Below are 16581 nucleotides of genomic sequence, written 5' to 3' on the forward strand. Positions count from 1 at the left end.
GTCTGCGCGGCCGCTGTCTGCGCGGCCGCTGTCTGCGCGGCCGCTGTCTGCGCGGCCGCTGTCTGCGCGGCCGCTGTCTGCGCGGCCGCTGTCTGCGCGGCCGCTGTCTGTGCGGCCGCTGTCTGTGCGGCCGGGCCGGTCAGTGGAGCCAGGGCTGGTTGCGGACCAGGGCGGTGCGGCCCCAGGCGCGGCCCAGGCCGTAGGTGTCGCCCGCCTTCGCGGCGGCGAGCCCGACGAGCACCAGCGCGTAGATGAGGTGGTCGTCGATCACCGGGTTGCTGGTCATGGGCAGCGACGCCATCCACATGAAGACCATCATGAGCGCCCCCGCCACGGCGGCCACGCGCATGCCGATCCCGAGGATCAGGGCCAGCCCGACGCCGAGCAGCCCCGCCATGAACAGGACGTTGACGACCGGGTTGCCGGCCATGGCGTGGAACATGCCGCTGAAGGGCCCCTCCACGCCGCCGAGGTAGCCGGCGGTGGGGTTGCCCCCATTGATCCACGCGTTCTGCGCCGGGGTCGAGAATCCGAGGCCGAAGGTCTTGTCGAGGAAGGCCCACAGGAAGATGAAGCCCAGGGCGATCCTGGTCACCGCCCACACGCGCGGGGCCCAGCCGGTACGGCCGGTGGGAGCGGGAGTCGCGGGGTGGTCGTCTTCTGGGCGGTACGGCGCGGCGTGGCGGCCGTGCGGGCGTTCGACGATCTGCGTGGTCATGATTCCCTCCGGAATCCTCGCGCAAGATCGTGAAAGTTTTCACAAGCCCGCGCGCAGCGGAGCCGATCTCTTTCTCCTTGAGATTATCACAAAACGGACACAAGGCCCAATAGCGGGCACTATTCCTGGGGGCTGGCCCAGATGCCGCGCACCTTGCCGATGTGCTGGGCCATCATCTGGCCCGACGCCTCGGAATCACGGCTGATCAGCCGGTCGAGCAGCTCCAGGTGCTCGCGCGCGGAGTCGACGAGCGTGCCCCGGCTCGCCAGTTCGGACAGGCCGTAGAGCCGCGCCCGGCTGCGCAGGTCGCGCACCACCTCGACCAGGTGACCGTTGCCGCCCAGCGAGAGCAGTTCCACGTGAAAGCGCAGGTCGGCGTCGACATACCCGAGCAGATCGCCCCCTTCGGCCGCCGAGACGATCTCCTCGGCGATCGGGCGCAGCCGCTCCAGGCGATCGAGGTCGGCCGAGGTCGCCAGCCGGGCGACGGTGGGCACCTCGATCAGCTCGCGGATCTCGGTGAGCTCGTCGAGGTCGCGCTCCGACAGCTCGGTGACACGGAAGCCCTTGTTGCGCACCGCCTCGACGAGGCCCTCCTTGGCCAGGTCGAGCATGGCCTCGCGCACCGGGGTGGCGGACACGCCGAACTGGCCGGCCAGCACGGGCGCGGAGTACACCACCCCTGGACGCATCTCGCCGGTGATGAGCGCCGCGCGCAGGGCGTTGGCCACCTGCTCGCGCAGGCTCTGCCGTTCCCCGACCACCGGCAGGTCCAGTCGACCCTCCGCAGCCATCCCCGCACATCCTTCCGTTCTACGCCCACGCCTCGTAGGCGGCGGCCGCGACCACCAGGTCCTCCCAGGCCATGCCCACGCTCTTGAACAAGCGTGGCCCCGGGCCGACCGGCACCTTGCCGGCGACCAGGTCCGCGAGGTTCCCGGCGAGATGACCAGTCGTGATCGTACCGTTCCGGACAGGGACGATCACATCCCCGGCCTCCGCCAGTGCGGCCGACCGCGCCTCGACGACGAGGATCGCGCGTGCCACCAGGTCGTCGTCGACCTCGCGGGCGTCGGGCTCGTGGGATCCGACGGCGACTACGGTGGCGCCGTCGCGGGCGAGCTTACCGGGGAACAGCGGGTTTCTCGCGGTCGTGCAGCAGGCGATGATGTCGGCCTCGGCGACGGCCTGGGTGGTGGTGACGCCCTTGGAGTCGTGCGAGGGCGGAGGCGGGGAGGGTTGCGGCGGGGAGGGAGACGGCGGGGAGGGCTGCGGGGGCGGCGCGCTCGCCGGGCGCGCGGGCGGCCAGACGACCGCGTCAGGCCGGGGCATGGGGCGCGCGCCGGGGAGGGGCGAGGGGCCAGGGCCACCGGGAACGATTGAGGGGGCCGCGCCGCCGGGGAAGGCCGGACCCGGCGGGCCGCCCGGAGTGGCGCCCGGGGAGCCGGTCGGGGAGCCGGTCGGGGAGCCGGTCGAGGTGCCGCCCGGGGAGGCGCTCGGGGTGACGCTCCGGGAGGCGCTCGGGGTGGGTGAGGTGGCGGCCCACTGGGTGACGTGTGACGAGGCCGCCGTGCCGTACCCGATCTCGACCTGCAGCCCCGCCGCGCGGCAGCGGGCGGCCAGGGCCTGCACGCCCGACGGCGAGCGGCCGAAAACGGTGACGTGCGAGACGGGCCGGACGGCGCGCAGGGCGACGACGTGGCCCCACGCCTGCGGCCCCGTGCCGAACACCACGAGGCGGCGCGCGTCGGGCGCGGCCAGGTGGCGCACGGCGAGCGCGGAGACGGCGGGCGTGCGCAGCGAGGTGAGCGCGATGCCGTCGATGGCCGCCAGCGGCGCGAGGGTGTCGCCGTCGAACAGCAGGTAGGTGCCCTGCACGCGTGGCAGCCCGCGGCGCGGGTTGTCGGGTGCGACGCTGACCACCTTCACCCCGGCGTAGCGTCCGCCGCCCGCGGGCATCATGAGCAGCTGCCCGGCCGGAAGGTCGGCGTGGGCGCGCGGCGGGGTGGCCTCGGGGTCGAGCCCGGCCTTCAGTGCCTCTTCGAGCACCTGTACGGCACGCGCGGGCGGCACGAGCCTGGTGAGTGCGGCGGCGTCGAGATAGTTCATGCGGCGCGCTGCTCCATCGATGCGTCTCCAGAACGGGCGGGGTCCAGACCGGCCGGGGCGAAGGGCGCGGTGCTTCGCCCCGGCCGGAGCCGGAGTCATCGCAGAGTGAACCCGGTGCCGATCGGATCGGCGGGGTCCAGCTCGAACAGATGCCTACCGGTACGGTAGGCCATGCCTTCGATCTCCGGTATGACGCCCTCTGGAGTGATGTCGGCGATTCGCCCGGAAAGGACGCTCCCCACGATGCTCTCGTGCGTCAGCGTGCCGGTGAAACCGTCCTCGTGCAGCACCGCCAGCCGCGCCGCCGTACCCGAGCCGCACGGTGAGCGGTCGACCTCGCCGTCGGCGAAGACGGTGACGTTGCGCTGGCGCGCCGGGCCCAGCTCGTCGTAGAAGATCACCCCGTAGACGCCGGAGAGGCGGGGGTCGTGCGGGTGCTCGGTCGCGGGATGCCCGGCCAGGTCGGCCTTGATCCGGCGGGCCGCGGCGATCAGTTCCGGCAGGTCCGACGGGGTCACCGACAGCCCGGCCGACGAGGCGGGCAGCGAGGCGTAGATGGCTCCGCCGTACGACAGGTCGACCTCGGCACCCGCCGCCTTCACGGACCTGGCCAGGACGAACGAGGGCACGCTGCGGAAGGTGACCGACTCGACGCGCCCGCCCGAGCAGCGCACGCGGGCGGTGACGCGCCCGGAGGGCACGTCGACGACCACGTCGGTCAGGCCGTCGGGGTCGGCCTCGACCAAACCCTCCTGGACGGCGTGCACGCCGAGGGCGATCGTGCCGTGGCCGCAGGCGGTGGAGTAGCCGTCCTTGTGCCAGAACAGCACGCCGAGCAGGGCGTCGGGCGAGTCCGGCGGCACCAGGAAGCAGCCGTACATGTCGGCGTGGCCGCGCGGCTCGTGGCACAGCAGGCGGCGCACCCGGTCGAACTCCGGCCGGGAGGCGTTCGTGCGCCGGTCCAGGACGGAGACGCCAGGGATCTCACCGACACCCCCGGTGACGATGCGGAACGGCTCTCCTCCCGTGTGGTAGTCCACGGTGCTGATCACAGGATGAACCCCTCGGGGAAGGGGTCGCGCGGGTCGAGGAAGTACTGGGCGGTGCCGGTCACCCAGGCCCGGCCGGTGATGGTGGGCAGCACGGCGGGCCGCTCGCCCACCGTGCCGCCCACCGTGGTCTCGCCGAGCAGCCTGCCGATGAAGCGGGTGCCGATGAACGACTCGTTGACGAAGTCCGTCTCCAGCCCCAGCTCGCCGCGGGCGTGCAGCTGGGCCATGCGCGCGCTGGTCCCGGTGCCGCACGGCGAGCGGTCGAACCAGCCCGGGTGGATGGCCATCGCGTGACGCGAGTGCCGGGCCGTGGAGCCGGGCGCCTTGAAGTAGACGTGGTGGCAGCCGCGGATGCGGGAGTCCTCGACGTGGACCGGCTCGTCGGCGGCGTTGATCGCCTCCATCGTGGCCAGCCCGGCCGCGATGATCTCGTTCTTGGCCGCCCGGTCGAAGGGCAGCTTGTAGTCGTCGAGGTCGACGATCGCGTAGAAGTTGCCACCGTAGGCCAGGTCGTAGGGGATCGCCCCGAATCCGGGCACCTCCACGACCGCGTCGAGCCGGTCGGAGTAGGAGGGCACGTTGCGCAGCGTGACGCTCATCGCCATGCCGTCCTGGACCGCCACGTCGACCTCGACGAGGCCGGCGGGCACCTCCAGGCGGATGGTGGTGACGGGCTCGACGACCTCGACCATGCCGGTCTCCACCAGCACGGTCGCCACGCCGATGGTGCCGTGGCCGCACATCGGCAGGTAGCCGGAGACCTCGATGAACAGCACGCCCCAGTCGGCGTCGGGCCGGGTGGGCGGCTGCAGGATGGCGCCGCTCATCGCGGCGTGGCCGCGCGGCTCGTTCATCAGCAGCTGCTTGATGTGGTCGAAGTTGTCGCGGAAGTGGATGCGCCGTTCGGCCATCGACGCGCCGGGGATCGTTCCCACCCCGCCCACGATCACCCGCGTGGGCATGCCCTCGGTGTGCGAGTCGACCGCGTGAAAGACCCGTCTGGTCCTCATCGCAGGCCCTCCGCCAGCACCTTCTCGGTGGCCGCGCGGATGGAGGCCTCCTGCTCTGGCACGAGCGGCAGGCGCGGGGCGCGGCACGGCCCGCCGTGACGGCCGGCGACGTCCATGGACAGCTTGATCGCCTGGACGAACTCGGTCTTGGAGTCCCAGCGCAGCAGCTCGTGCAGCTTGCGGTAGAGCGGCAGCGCCGTCTCCAGGTCGCCGGCGACGGCCGCACGGTAGAGCGCGACGTTGGAGGCCGGCAGCGCGTTCGGGTAGCCCGCGATCCAGCCGACCGCCCCGGCGATGCCCAGCTCCAGGAGCACGTCGTCGGAGCCGACGAGCAGGTCCAGGCCGGGGGCGAGCTCGTTGAGCTCGTAGGCGCGGCGCACGTCGCCGCTGAACTCCTTCACCGCCACGATCAGGCCCTCGTCGAACAGCTTGGCCAGCAGGGAGGGGGTGAGGTCGACCTTGGTGTCGATGGGGTTGTTGTAGGCGACGACGGGCACGCCCGCCCTGGCCGCCTCGCGGTAGTGCTCGACCACGATGCGCTCGTCGGCGCGGTAGGAGTTGGGCGGCAGCAGCAGGACCGAGCCGCAGCCCGCCTCGGCGGCCTGCTCGGCCCAGCGGCGCGACTCGGCCGAGCCGTAGGCCGCCACACCCGGCATCACGTTGCGACCGCCGACGGCGGCCACGGCGGTCTCGACGACCTTGGCGCGCTCCTCGGCGGTCAGCGTCTGGTATTCGCCGAGCGAGCCGTTGGGAACCACGCCGTCGCAGCCGTTGTCGACCAGCCACCGGCAGTGCTCGGCATACGCGTCGTAGTCGACGGACAGGTCGTCGCGCAGGGGCAGCGCGGTGGCGACCATGATGCCGTGCCAGGGCTTAGTGCGGCTTGTCATCGGAAATCCTCTCTAGTGCGCCGAGGGTGATCGGCTGGGCAAGGGGGCGGCGGGGCGGCTGGGGGGCCTGCCCGGCCAGGCAGGCGACGGCGTGGCCGCACATCCTGCCCTGGCACCAGCCCATTCCGGGCCGGGCCAGCAGCTTGATCGAGCGGGCGTCGGTGGCGCCCAGGCGCTGGGCTTCGCGGATCGCGCCGAGGGTGACCTCTTCGCAGCGGCAGACCAGGGTGTCGTCGGCCAGCCAGCTCTGCCAGCCGTCCTGGACGGGGTAGGCCTGCTGGAGGGCGCGCGCGAAGGCTCTGAGGCGGGTGCGGCGGCGCAGCAGGAGGCCGGGTACGGCAGGCGGCTCACCGGACGGGGCGGCTCCGGGCTCGGCCGACGGGAGGGCTCCGGGCTCGGTCAACGAGGCCGCTCCGAGCTCGGCCGCGATGGCCAGACCGGCGATGCGTCCCTCCAGCTCCGACAACACCGCCCCGCCCACCCCCGTGGGCTCGCCGGCCGCGTAGACGCCCGGCACCGTGGTGCGCTGCGAGGCGTCGACGGTGACGATCGGGCTGCCGTCGAGGTCGTGGCCGGTGTCGCAGCCGAGCTGGGTGGCCAGGTCGATCTGCGGCACGAACCCGTAGCCGACGGCCAGCGTGTCGCACTCGACGGTGCGGGTCGCCCGCACCCGCCAGTCGCGGTCGAGCCGGGCGACGGTCACGTGGGTGAGCTCCCGCTCGCCGTGCGCCGCGACGACCGCGTGACGGGCCCGGTACGGCACGCGGTGCCGTGCCAGCGTGGCCGCGTACCCGGCGGCCTCACCCGCCTTGGACAGGGCGAGCCAGGGATGCCTGGCCAGCCCGAGCCCGCCGTTGGCCTCCAGCACCTCGACCACGCGGGTGCCTGAGCGGGCCAGGCCGGTGGCGACCGGCAGCAGGAACGGTCCCGTGCCCGCCACCACCACGCGGCGGCCGGCGGCGACGAGGTTGCCCTTGAGCAGGGCCTGGGCGCCGCCCGCCGTGAGCACGCCGGGCAGGTCCCAGCCGGGGAAGGGCAGCGGCCGGTCGTGGGCGCCGGTGGCGATGAGCAGGGCGCGTGCGCGGAACACGACGGGCAGCTCGACCGGGTGCCCGTGGGGCCCGCCGGTGGTCATGACGGCGTGGACGGCGAGGAGCTCCTCCTCCCTGGTCACCGCCCAGACCTGGTGACCGAGCCGGAGGTCCGCCAGCCGCTCCAGCGTGGCGCTCTGCCGTACGAAACGGTCGAGGCCGTGGTGCAGGGCGCCCTCGCGGGAGGCGTGGAAGGAGGCGGGCAGGTGGCGGAAGTACTGGCCGCCGAGCCGCGCGCCCGAGTCGAGCAGCGCGACCCGCAGCCCGGCCTGGGCGGCGGTCAGCGCTCCTGCGACGCCCGCGGGGCCGCCGCCGACCACGACGAGGTCGTAGGCGCGCCCAACCCCCTGACGCTCGCTCATGAGGTGACCACCTCGTCGCCCGGGTGCGCGACGAGCAGGCAGGCGCGCTGCTCAGGGCTGCCGTTAACGCTCACCAAGCAGTCGAAGCAGACGCCGATGCCGCAGAACAGACCGCGGGGCCGCCCGCCGAATCTGGTCGTTCGCCACGACCGGATCCCGGCGGCGTGCAGAGCGGCCCCGACGGTCTGTCCAGGCAGCGCGGAGACCGGCCGCCCGTCCACGGTGATCTCGAAGGCGGGTTCGGGGCGTGCCCCGACCAGGTCTTTCATGAGTGCGCCTCCGCGGGGAAACGATCCGGTCTGAAGGCTCCGAGGTCGAGCGAGGGCGACTGGCCCGACAGGAGCTGGGCGAGCAGGTGGCCGGTGGCCGGGGCCAGGCCGATGCCCGCGCCCTCGTGGCCGCAGGCGTGGTAGAGGCCGGGCATCCGGGGGTCGGCGCCGATGACGGGCAGGTGGTCGGGGCAGTACGGGCGGAAGCCGCAGTAGGTGCGGATCGCCCGCACGTCGCGCAGGACCGGGAAGAGCGCGACGGCCTGGGCGGCCAGCCGCTGGAGCACCGGCAGCGAGATCGTGCGGTCGAAGCCGACACGCTCGCGGGAGGCGCCGATGAGGACGGTGCCCGACGGGGTGCCCTCGACGACGGCCGAGGTCTCCAGGCCCTCGTTGTCGCTGGCCACGTTGGTGACGTAGGCGGCGGTGTAGACCTTGTGGCGCACGAGCGGGGTGCGCAGGGGCTCGGTGACGAGGATGAAGCCGCGGCGGGGCAGGACGGGCAGGTGCACGCCGGCGAGCCCGGCCACCTCGCCGCCCCAGGTGCCGGCGGCGTTGACGACGGCAGCGGCGAGCAGGTCGCCCTCGGAGGTGCGCACGCCGGTGACGCGGCCGCCGGAGCGCAGGAAGCCGGTGACGGTGACGCCGGTGCGCAGCCGTACCTTCTGGTGGCCGTAGCGGTCCTGGGCGGCCCTGATGAGCCTGGCGGCGGCCAGCATCGGCTGGACCTGGGCGTCCTGCGGGTAGAAGACGCCTCCGGCCAGGCCCTGCGCCAGGTGCGGCTCGTAGGCGGCCAGGTCGTCGGCGAGCGTGTGCTCGACGCCCTGCTTGACCGCCAGGGCGGTGAGCTGCTCCAGGACGGCGGGGGTCTCGGCGACCACGAGGCCGCCCTTGGCCTCGAACTCGAAGTCGACGCCCTCGGCGAGCTCGCGCCAGAGCCGGTTCGACAACACCGCCAGGTCGAGCTCGGGGCCGGGTTCCTTGTCGGAGACGAGGATGTTGCCTTCTCCCGCTCCGGTCGTGCCCCCGGCGACCGGGCCCCGGTCCAGGACGGTGACGTCGAGTCCGGCGCGCGCGGCGTAGTAGGCGCAGGCCGCGCCCACGACTCCGGCGCCGACGACGATCACATCGGCCAAGGCCACTCCCTCCTCAGTAATATGTCACACCTTATACGACGCGTATCCGTCTCGCATCATCGAATCTCCGGACACACTGCAGATAACTACCCCAATCGGTGACGACCGCGTCCTACCACCCTGCTTCCAGTGAAATAGCACACATCGTTATGGGTCGTGCAGATCCTCGACCGGCCCTCACCCGGCGAGATACCTCCCGATTCCTCATAACGTTGGGTTATGGAGCTGGAAGTGCGGCATCTGCGGGTCATCTGCGCGATCGGCGAGAGCGGCAGCCTGACCAAGGCGGCCAAGGCGCTGCGCCTGTCGCAGCCCGGCCTCACCGCGCAGTTGCGGCGCATCGAGACCATGCTGGGCGGGCGGCTGTTCGAGCGCACCTCCGGCGGCGCGGTCCCGACCGCCTTCGGCGAGCTGGTGCTGACGCGGGCCCGGGCCGTCCTGCCCGCCATCGACGACCTGACGCAGGGGCTGCGCGCGCCGGGACGCCCGCACACGATCCGCGTCGGCTCCGTCAACGCCCCGCTGCTGCCCGGCCTGATCGCGGCCCTGCGCGAACTGCACCCCGGCTCGCGCGTCACGACGATCACCCGGGGCGCCTCGACGCGGCTGGTCGAGCTCGTCGACAGCGGCCACCTGGACCTGGCGGTGGTGGGCGACTGCCCGTCGTTCGAACTGGCGGCGCGGCCCGGCGTGGTGCTGCATCCCGTCGCCACCCAGCCGGTGTTCGCGATCATGCCGGAGGGCCACCGGCTGGCCGCCCAGCACGAGGTGACGCTCAGGCAGCTGGCGGAGGAGGACTGGGTGGTGCCGCCGCCCGACGACGACAGGGTGCGGGAGTACTGGTCGACCGTCTTCCACGCCGCCGGGCTCACGATCAGGGTCCTGCACGAGGTGGAGGGGCCGGTGCTGATCGACCTGCTGCTGGCCGGCGAGGGCGTGAGCCTGTGCCAGGCGACCTTCCGCCAGCAGCCCGGACTGGCGGTACGTCCCATCGCGGGCGACCCGCTGTGGTACCGGCACCTGCTGGCCTGGCGCCGCGAAGGGCCGGTCGGCGGCGAGATCGCCGGGCCCGCGGCCCGCGCCTACGCCGACGTCGTCGGGCGCAACCCCGTCTATCCGGCCTGGTTGAGCAGCTCGGTCGCCAGCGAGGTGCGCTGGTAGAGCACCGCGCGGCCGTCACGGCGCGAAGTCACCAGGCTCGTACGGCGCAGCACCGACAGGTGCTGGCTCACCGCCGCGGGGGTCAGCCCCAGGTAGGCGGCCAGCTGTGTGGTCGACAGCGGCAGCTCCAGATGCGACAGCAGGCTGGCGCGGCTGCGGCCGATGAGCTCGCCCAGCGGTTCTCCGCGCATGTCCTGCGGGTCGTTCCACACGTTCGCGATGCCGCGCGGGGCGTAGGAGAACATCGACTGGCGCGGCTCGTCGAACATCATGACCAGCCGGGGCCAGTTGAACACGCACGGGACGAGCACCAGGCCGGAGCCGTTGAGCACGTGCTCGCCGTGCCAGCTGGGTGTGTCGAGGCGCATGCCGTCGGGGGTGTGCTCGATGCGGGGGTCCAGGTCGGCCAGCAGCTTGGCCAGGCCGCCCGTCGTCAGCGCCTGGGCGCGGTGGCCCAGGTCGGCGTCGGCCACCGCCCGCAGGCGCGGCCACACGGGTTCCACCGCGGCCCGCCAGTAGGCGCCGAGCTCGTCGGCCACCGCGCCGAGCTCGCGCTCCGGATCGTCGTACAGCCCGGCCAGCGGCTCGGGGACCCGCTCGTGCATCTCCTCGATCGAGGCCCTCACCAGGCCCGGATCGGCGGCCCTGACCCTCTCCAGTTCCTCGGCGAACTCCGAGGCCAGGTGCCGCGGCGGCGGCGTCAGGAAGTCGGCCGCCCAGTGCGGGCCGCCCACCAGGGACGGCAGCAGCCGCAGGGCGGGCACCCTGCCGCGCACCCCGGCCAGCCAGGGGCGGAAGGTCGCCTGGCGGGACGGGTCGCCGAGCAGGTGGAGACTGCCGACCAGTTCCTGCATCGGGGAACGGCCGAATCGGATCCTGGCCAGATCGCCAGGACCCAGGAAGACGTCGATCACACCGTCAGTATTTCGTCCAGACGTACCAGTCGCCGATGAGGTGCTCGTAACCCTCGTTGTCGTAGCCCCGGCCGTAGCCCATCGGGCCGTCGGGCATCCAGGCGAAGCCGTGGTCGACGTGGTCGCCGTTGCGGGTCCTGAGCAGGACGCCGTCGTCGATCGGCACGGTCTTGGAGATGTTGAAGAGCCCGACCCGCTCGCGGGTGTTGTCGACGAAGAGCTTGCCCGCCATCTCGACGGCCTGCTGACGCAGCGCGGTCTCCGAGAGGAGCAGACGCGTCTTCAGCGGCGCGTCGGCCAGCATCAGCCCCATCGTGACCACCGCGATCAGCGGGATCACCATGCGACCGGGCAGATTGCGGGAGGGCGAGTGACGGCTGCCCGCCATGCGGACGAGCCACGTGACGGCGAGGACGAAAGTAAGGAAGCCGGCGGTGTTCTGCGCTCCCGGAATCCCTCCGGGAACACTCGCGCCGTAGAGGGTCAGCGCCGCGCACGCGCCGACCACGCCCGTGAATACCAGCCCCGGAGGCCGTGATAACAAGGATTCCCCGTGCATGGGCCCCACCCTAAACTCCAGACCGGTGCCAGGGACACCTACCATCGGGAAAGTGAAATTCCTGCAGCCACGAACGATGCCCGCCTGGGCGCTGGCCGCCGTGGTCGTCAACTCGCTCATCACCGTCACGGGCGCGGCCGTCCGCGTGACCGGATCGGGGCTGGGCTGCCCGACCTGGCCCAAGTGCACGCCCGACAGCTACCTCCCGGCGCCGCACGCCGAGATCTCCATGGTCAACACGGCCATCGAGTTCGGCAACCGGCTGCTGACGTTCCTGGTGCTCGCCGTGGCGCTGGGGTGCCTGCTGGTGGCCATGCGGCAGCGGCCGCGCAGGCCCGGCCTGGTGAAGCTGGCGTGGCTGCAGCCGATCGGGTGCGCGGTGCAGGGACTCTGGGGCGGGCTGGTGGTGCACACCCTGCTCAACCCGGTCACGGTGAGCGTGCACTTCCTGCTGTCGATCGCGATGACGGCCGGCGCCTGGGTGCTGTACGCACGCGCCAAGGAGAGCGACGGGCCCGCGGAGCGGCTGGTGCACCGCGACATCCTGCGCCTGGGGTACGTGCTGATCGCCGCGGTGGCGGTGCTGCTCGTGGCCGGCGTGGTGGTCACCGGCACCGGGCCGCACTCGGGCGACTCGCTGGCCTCGCGCTTCCCGTTCGACATCGAGACCGTGGCGCGGCTGCACGCCGACATCGTCTACGTCGTGATCGGGCTGAGCTTCGCGCTGCTGTTCGCGCTGCACGTGACCGACGCGCCCCGGGCGGCCCGGCGGGCGGCGGTGGCGCTGCTGGTGGTGGAGCTGTCGCAGGGGTTCATCGGATACCTGCAGTACTTCATGGGGGTGCCGGCACTGCTGGTGGGGCTGCACGTGTTCGGCTCCACGCTGGTGTGGATCTTCACGCTGAGGCTCGTCACGTCGATGCGGACCCGCCTCCCCTCCCCCACGGACGACGCCCCGGAAGCGGGGACTTATGTCAGTGTTGGTGGCGAAAGGTCGGCCACTCCCCCACCGGCGTGAAGGTGTGACTTGTCACGAAAAGTCAGACGTGTGCTCTTCCAGGTCGCGGCGATCGCCAGCCTCCTCGCCGTCGCCCCGCTGACCTGGGCCTGGCTGCACAGCGACGGCCACCGGGCCCTCGCCGAAGGTGACGGCTGGACGGAGCGCGTGCCGTACTCCCCCACCGCGCTCGTGCTGGGAGCCGGGCTCTACAGCGGGCGGCCGTCGTCGATGCTGGCCCGCCGGCTCGACATCACCGCCGAGCTCTACCACGCGGGCAAGCTCAGGGCCGTGCTGGTGTCGGGCGACAACAGCCGGGTGGGCTACGACGAGCCGTCGGCCATGCGCGACTACCTGACCGCCCGCGGGGTGCCCGCCGGGCGGATCGTGCTCGACTACGCGGGCTTCGACACGTGGGACTCCTGCCTGCGGGCCCGGCGCGTGTTCGGGGCCGACCGGGTAACGGTGATCACGCAGCGGTTCCACCTGCCGAGGGCCGTGGCGTTGTGCCGTACGGCGGGGCTGGAGACGTTCGGGGTGGGCGACGACTCGGCACGGCGGTGGCCGGAGCCGACCTACGCCTACGCGGCGCGCGAGCTCTTCGCCAGCGCCAAGGGACTGGCCGACGCGATGCTCGGCAGCGAGCCGGTGTTCCCGGGCCCCCGGGAGACGTCGCTGGAGCACATCCTCACGCGGCCCGCCTAGTCAGGAGCTGGGAGCCCCCGGCGCGTAGCCGGGCGGCGGGGAGCCCATGGCGATGGACGAGGCGTGCTGCTGCGGCACGGGGAAGCCCTCCCTGGCCACCGACATGCACTCCAGCAACGCCCGCTGCTCCTCGTGGAACGTCTGGTCGTCGATCATGTGTCTCTCGGCCCGCTCGTGCAGCAGCCCCAGCTCCGTGGCCGCCAGCTGGTAGTCGCTCATCGCCCGCAGCCCCTTCTTCCCGCCGTGCGCCTGCGCCCACTGCCGGGCCTGGCGGCGCCGCGACAGGGCCGACAACATGTAGATGTCGGCCGTGTTGACCAGCTTGGTCGGCTGGTAGGGCGGCAGGTAACGCTGCAGGAGGCCGACGATGCGCCGCCGGTCGCGCCAGACGACGCCCATCAGCACGAACAGCACCACCAGCAGGATCCCGTAGGCGACGGCGAGGCCGAGGGCGCCGCCGTAGGAGGCCAGGCCGTTCCAGAGGCCGTGCAGGAGCATGGCGCCCACCCAGCCCGCGAGGATCATGACCACCCGCTCCGGGCCGTTGCGCTGGGCGGCGTAGGCGACCGCCACGCCGATCATCGAGGTGAACAGCGGGTGGGCGAACGGCGACAGGATGCCGCGCAGCACGACGGTGACCGCGAGCGTCTGGGCGCCCTTGTCGGAGTTGAGCGCGGCGATGTAGTAGCTGACGTTCTCGCTCATGGCGAAGCCGAGCCCGACCATGGAGGCGTAGATGATGCCGTCGGTGGGCCCGTCGAGCTCCGCGCGGCGGAAGCGCAGCAGCCCGAGCAGGACGAGCCCCTTCATCGTCTCCTCGACGACGGGCGCGCCGAAGGTGGCGGCGATGTTGCGGGCGTCGGGCAGTTCGAGCGAGCCGGCCTGCATCAGGTAGTGCAGGTTGAGCGAGTTGATGACGCCCGCGACCAGGACCGCGACTCCGGCGCCCCACGCGAAGGCGAAGGCGAGGTTGCTGCGCGGCTCGGGTTCCATGCGGTCGAGGCCGAGCACGGCGGCCAGCAGGATCGGCACGGGGGCCAGGGCCAGTCCGAGCGAGACGAAGAACTGCACGGGCGCGCCGTTGATCACGTCGAAGGAGAACGAGACGAGTGCGCATATGCCGGTGACGACCAGCCCGATGATCAACGCGAACGACGGGCGGTCCTTGAACACCCAGCGTGGATCACGGGACGCCATAGTGTGACTGTAACGGACTAGCCACGAGGTGTCCCGCCCAGGTGGCGGGGTCCGTGGGGATCGAAGCAGTGGGGCTCTCCTCCATGATCGACCTGGAGCGTGGTGTGCTCGATGCCGAACCGCTCGTGGAGCAGGGAGGCCAGGCGGCCCCGGACATCGTGGCAGGTTCCGCAGTCGTCGCGGACGATGACGTGGGCCGACAGCGTCGGATAACCGCTGGTGACGGTCCACACGTGGAGGTCGTGGATCTCCAGCACCTCGGGTTCTGCGGCGAGGACGGCTCCGATCTCGTCGGGGTCGAGGTCGCTGGGCGCCGCCTGCAGCAGGACCCGGCCCGAGTCGCGCAGCAGTCCCCAGCCGGCGATCGCCATGAGGGCGGCGACCACGAGGGCGGCAACGGCGTCGGCCTGCGCCCAGCCGGTGAGCCAGACGACGAGGCCGGCGAGCGCGGTGGCGATGAAGGCGTACATGTCGTTGAGGACATGCTGGAAGGCGCCCTCGATGTTGAGGCTGCGCCGGTTGGCCCTGGACAGCAGCCAGGCGGCGAGGGCGTTGACGGCCACGCCGGCGAGCGCGGTGACCAGCACGAGCGGGCCCTTGACGTCGGGCGGGTCGATGACGCGCTGGACGCCCTCGTAGACGAAGTAGGCCGCCAGCAGGAGCAGGGTGGCCCCGTTGATCTGGGCGGAGAGGATCTCGACGCGCTTGTAGCCGAAGGTGTAGCGGCCGGTGGCCGGCCTGGCGGCGATGCGCATGGCGATGAGGGCCAGGATGATCGCGCTGGCGTCGGTGAGCATGTGGGCGGCGTCGGCGATCAGCGCCATGGAGTTGGCGATGAGGCCGACGGTCACCTCGGCGGCCATGTAGCCGAGGATCAGGGCGAGCGCGCCGATCAGGTAGCGGCGGTCGGCGTCGGCAGTCACGGCGTGGCCGTGACCGTGGCCGTGCTCAGTTCCCATGGGCGATCCCCAGCCGGGGCGCGGGGTCGACGGCGTCGTGCCGCAGGTGCTCGCGGCTGAGGTCGAGGAGCATGCGCACGTGGGCGTCGGCCAGCCGGTAGTAGATCATCCGGCCGGAGCGCCTGGTGGCCACGATGCCGGCCGTACGCAGCAGGCGCAGCGCGTGGGAGACGGCCGTGTCACTGACCTCGACCTCGACGGCCAGGTCGTGCACGCACAACTCCCCCGCCTCCAGGAGCGCGTAGAGCAGCCGGGCACGGGTGGGGTCGCCGAGCAGCCTGAACAGGTCGGCCAGGTGGGTCGCCTCTTCCGGGGTCACCAGGTGCTGGCGTGCCGCCGCGACCCTCTCCTGGCACGTGTCAACATCTGAAGAGATGTTCATGCGTATCACGTTAGAGACTCGATCAACCGGGTGGCAAGGCGCTCAGGCGAGCAGCGGATCGATCGCGACGGCGAGGAAGAGCAGCGCCAGGTAGGCGTTGGACCAGTGGAAGAAGCGCATCGGGCGCAGGTCGACGCCGCTCTTGCCGGCGTTGAGCCGGCCCAGCAGGCGATAGACCTCCCACAGGCACACCACGCCCAGCACGGCGGCGACGATCGGGTAGAACAGCGTGGTTCCGGCGACCGGCCACAGCAGGAGCGAGCAGGCGACGGTCGCCCAGGTGTAGGCGATCGACTCCAGGACCACGCGCCGCTCGGTGGCCACCACAGGCAGCATCGGCACGTTGGCCGCGGCGTAGTCTTCCTTGTAGCGCATGGCCAGGGTCCAGGTGTGCGGCGGGGTCCAGAAGAAGACCACGCCGAACAGGACGAAAGGTGCCCAGGCCAGCTCGCCGGTGATGCCCGCCCAGCCGATCATGACCGGCATGCAGCCCGCGATGCCGCCCCACACGATGTTCTGCTTCGTGCGGCGCTTGAGCCACAGGGAGTAGACGAAGACGTAGAAGAGGATCGCGCCCGTCGACATCGCCGCGGCCAGCCAGTTGGTGGTGAGCCACAGGCCAACAGTGGACAAAATTCCCAGGACGATTCCGAAGACGAGCGCGTTGCGCGGCTCGACCTGGTGGCGGGCCAGCGGCCTGCGCCGGGTGCGGCGCATCTTCACGTCGATGTCACGGTCGACGTAGCAGTTGAGCACGTTGGCGCTGCCGGCCGACAGGGTGCCGAACAGCATCACGGAAAGCGCGAGCCGCCAGTCGGGCAGGCCTTGCGAGGCCAGGAACATCACCGGCAGAGTGGTGATGAGCAGCAGCTCGATGATCCGCGGCTTGGTCAGCGCGATGTAGGCCCCGATGACCGCACCGAACGATCTGGGAGCCTGGCGAGGAGCGCCCGTCCCCGGTGGGGCGGTCGCGTGCCTGTTGGTCAGCACCGCCAAGGCGCTTCCAGCATCTGCGGAGTCAACGCGTAACCTCTGATAGAGCGGATCCCTTACGAACACAGCAACTGTAG

General features: G+C 71.9%; 18 protein-coding genes. 3 read left to right on the forward strand and 15 right to left on the reverse strand.

Going from position 1 to position 16581, the window contains the following annotated elements:
- Nucleotides 1–139 precede the first annotated feature (139 nt).
- The 9 genes from ACIBH1_RS46280 to ACIBH1_RS46320 form a co-directional block, all read right to left on the reverse strand.
- Complete coding sequence (locus tag ACIBH1_RS46280) at nt 140–718, reverse strand: DoxX family protein (protein ID WP_397320500.1); 579 nt, start codon at nt 716–718, stop codon at nt 140–142.
- A gap of 119 nt (nt 719–837) precedes the next feature.
- Nucleotides 838–1512, reverse strand: coding sequence for a GntR family transcriptional regulator (locus ACIBH1_RS46285; RefSeq protein WP_397320501.1), 675 nt, complete (start codon nt 1510–1512; stop codon nt 838–840).
- Nucleotides 1513–1531: 19 nt separating this feature from the next.
- Nucleotides 1532–2827, reverse strand: coding sequence for an ornithine cyclodeaminase family protein (locus tag ACIBH1_RS46290; RefSeq protein WP_397320502.1), 1296 nt, complete (start codon nt 2825–2827; stop codon nt 1532–1534).
- A gap of 95 nt (nt 2828–2922) precedes the next feature.
- A complete protein-coding gene (locus ACIBH1_RS46295) occupies nt 2923–3879 on the reverse strand; it encodes a proline racemase family protein (protein ID WP_397320503.1) in 957 nt (318 codons plus the stop codon).
- On the reverse strand, nt 3876–4889 hold the full coding sequence (locus tag ACIBH1_RS46300) for a proline racemase family protein (protein WP_397320504.1): 1014 nt from the start codon (nt 4887–4889) through the stop codon (nt 3876–3878). Before ACIBH1_RS46300 ends, ACIBH1_RS46295 begins: the two co-directional genes overlap by 4 nt.
- Nucleotides 4886–5779: a dihydrodipicolinate synthase family protein gene (locus tag ACIBH1_RS46305; protein ID WP_397320505.1), complete on the reverse strand. Its 894-nt coding sequence runs from the start codon at nt 5777–5779 to the stop codon at nt 4886–4888. Before ACIBH1_RS46305 ends, ACIBH1_RS46300 begins: the two co-directional genes overlap by 4 nt.
- Nucleotides 5763–7232: an NAD(P)/FAD-dependent oxidoreductase gene (locus ACIBH1_RS46310; protein ID WP_397320506.1), complete on the reverse strand. Its 1470-nt coding sequence runs from the start codon at nt 7230–7232 to the stop codon at nt 5763–5765. Before ACIBH1_RS46310 ends, ACIBH1_RS46305 begins: the two co-directional genes overlap by 17 nt.
- Nucleotides 7229–7501, reverse strand: coding sequence for a (2Fe-2S)-binding protein (locus ACIBH1_RS46315; protein ID WP_397320508.1), 273 nt, complete (start codon nt 7499–7501; stop codon nt 7229–7231). The genes ACIBH1_RS46310 and ACIBH1_RS46315 overlap by 4 nt, the downstream gene beginning before the upstream one ends.
- On the reverse strand, nt 7498–8628 hold the full coding sequence (locus ACIBH1_RS46320) for an NAD(P)/FAD-dependent oxidoreductase (RefSeq protein ID WP_397320578.1): 1131 nt from the start codon (nt 8626–8628) through the stop codon (nt 7498–7500). The genes ACIBH1_RS46315 and ACIBH1_RS46320 overlap by 4 nt, the downstream gene beginning before the upstream one ends.
- A 228-nt stretch (nt 8629–8856) precedes the next feature.
- Here ACIBH1_RS46320 and ACIBH1_RS46325 point away from each other — a divergent pair, with 228 nt between their 5' ends.
- Nucleotides 8857–9798 (forward strand): LysR family transcriptional regulator, encoded by a 942-nt coding sequence (locus tag ACIBH1_RS46325; RefSeq protein ID WP_397320509.1) that lies wholly within the window; start codon nt 8857–8859, stop codon nt 9796–9798.
- On the opposite strand, the gene ACIBH1_RS46330 is transcribed toward ACIBH1_RS46325, so the two are convergent.
- Together ACIBH1_RS46330 and ACIBH1_RS46335 are read right to left on the reverse strand one after the other, a co-directional pair.
- Nucleotides 9750–10712 carry a DUF5937 family protein gene (locus tag ACIBH1_RS46330; RefSeq protein ID WP_397320510.1) on the reverse strand — a complete coding sequence of 321 codons (963 nt, stop codon included), beginning with the start codon at nt 10710–10712 and terminating at the stop codon, nt 9750–9752. The genes ACIBH1_RS46325 and ACIBH1_RS46330 overlap by 49 nt on opposite strands.
- A gap of 4 nt (nt 10713–10716) precedes the next feature.
- On the reverse strand, nt 10717–11271 hold the full coding sequence (locus ACIBH1_RS46335; RefSeq protein WP_397320511.1) for a hypothetical protein: 555 nt from the start codon (nt 11269–11271) through the stop codon (nt 10717–10719).
- Nucleotides 11272–11323: 52 nt separating this feature from the next.
- Between ACIBH1_RS46335 and ACIBH1_RS46340 the strand changes: the two genes are divergently transcribed.
- Nucleotides 11324–12289, forward strand: a complete 966-nt coding sequence (locus ACIBH1_RS46340; protein ID WP_397320512.1) for a heme A synthase — start codon at nt 11324–11326, stop codon at nt 12287–12289.
- A gap of 30 nt (nt 12290–12319) precedes the next feature.
- Nucleotides 12320–12973 carry a vancomycin high temperature exclusion protein gene (locus tag ACIBH1_RS46345; protein WP_397320513.1) on the forward strand — a complete coding sequence of 218 codons (654 nt, stop codon included), beginning with the start codon at nt 12320–12322 and terminating at the stop codon, nt 12971–12973.
- On the opposite strand, the gene ACIBH1_RS46350 is transcribed toward ACIBH1_RS46345, so the two are convergent.
- The 4 genes from ACIBH1_RS46350 to ACIBH1_RS46365 are packed head-to-tail and all read right to left on the reverse strand — an operon-like array spanning nt 12974 to nt 16507.
- Entirely contained in the window at nt 12974–14170 is a 1197-nt protein-coding gene (locus ACIBH1_RS46350; protein ID WP_397320514.1) for a PrsW family intramembrane metalloprotease, read from the reverse strand.
- Nucleotides 14171–14187: 17 nt separating this feature from the next.
- Entirely contained in the window at nt 14188–15129 is a 942-nt protein-coding gene (locus ACIBH1_RS46355) for a cation diffusion facilitator family transporter (RefSeq protein WP_397320515.1), read from the reverse strand.
- A complete protein-coding gene (locus ACIBH1_RS46360) occupies nt 15119–15511 on the reverse strand; it encodes an ArsR/SmtB family transcription factor (protein WP_397320516.1) in 393 nt (130 codons plus the stop codon). The genes ACIBH1_RS46355 and ACIBH1_RS46360 overlap by 11 nt, the downstream gene beginning before the upstream one ends.
- Nucleotides 15512–15553: 42 nt before the next feature.
- The gene (locus tag ACIBH1_RS46365) at nt 15554–16507 is read right to left on the reverse strand and encodes a heme o synthase (protein ID WP_397320517.1); all 954 of its coding nucleotides are present in this window, start codon (nt 16505–16507) and stop codon (nt 15554–15556) included.
- Nucleotides 16508–16581: the final 74 nt, after the last annotated feature.

The organism is Nonomuraea sp. NPDC050663, assembly GCF_044456985.1.
Classification (GTDB): domain Bacteria; phylum Actinomycetota; class Actinomycetes; order Streptosporangiales; family Streptosporangiaceae; genus Nonomuraea.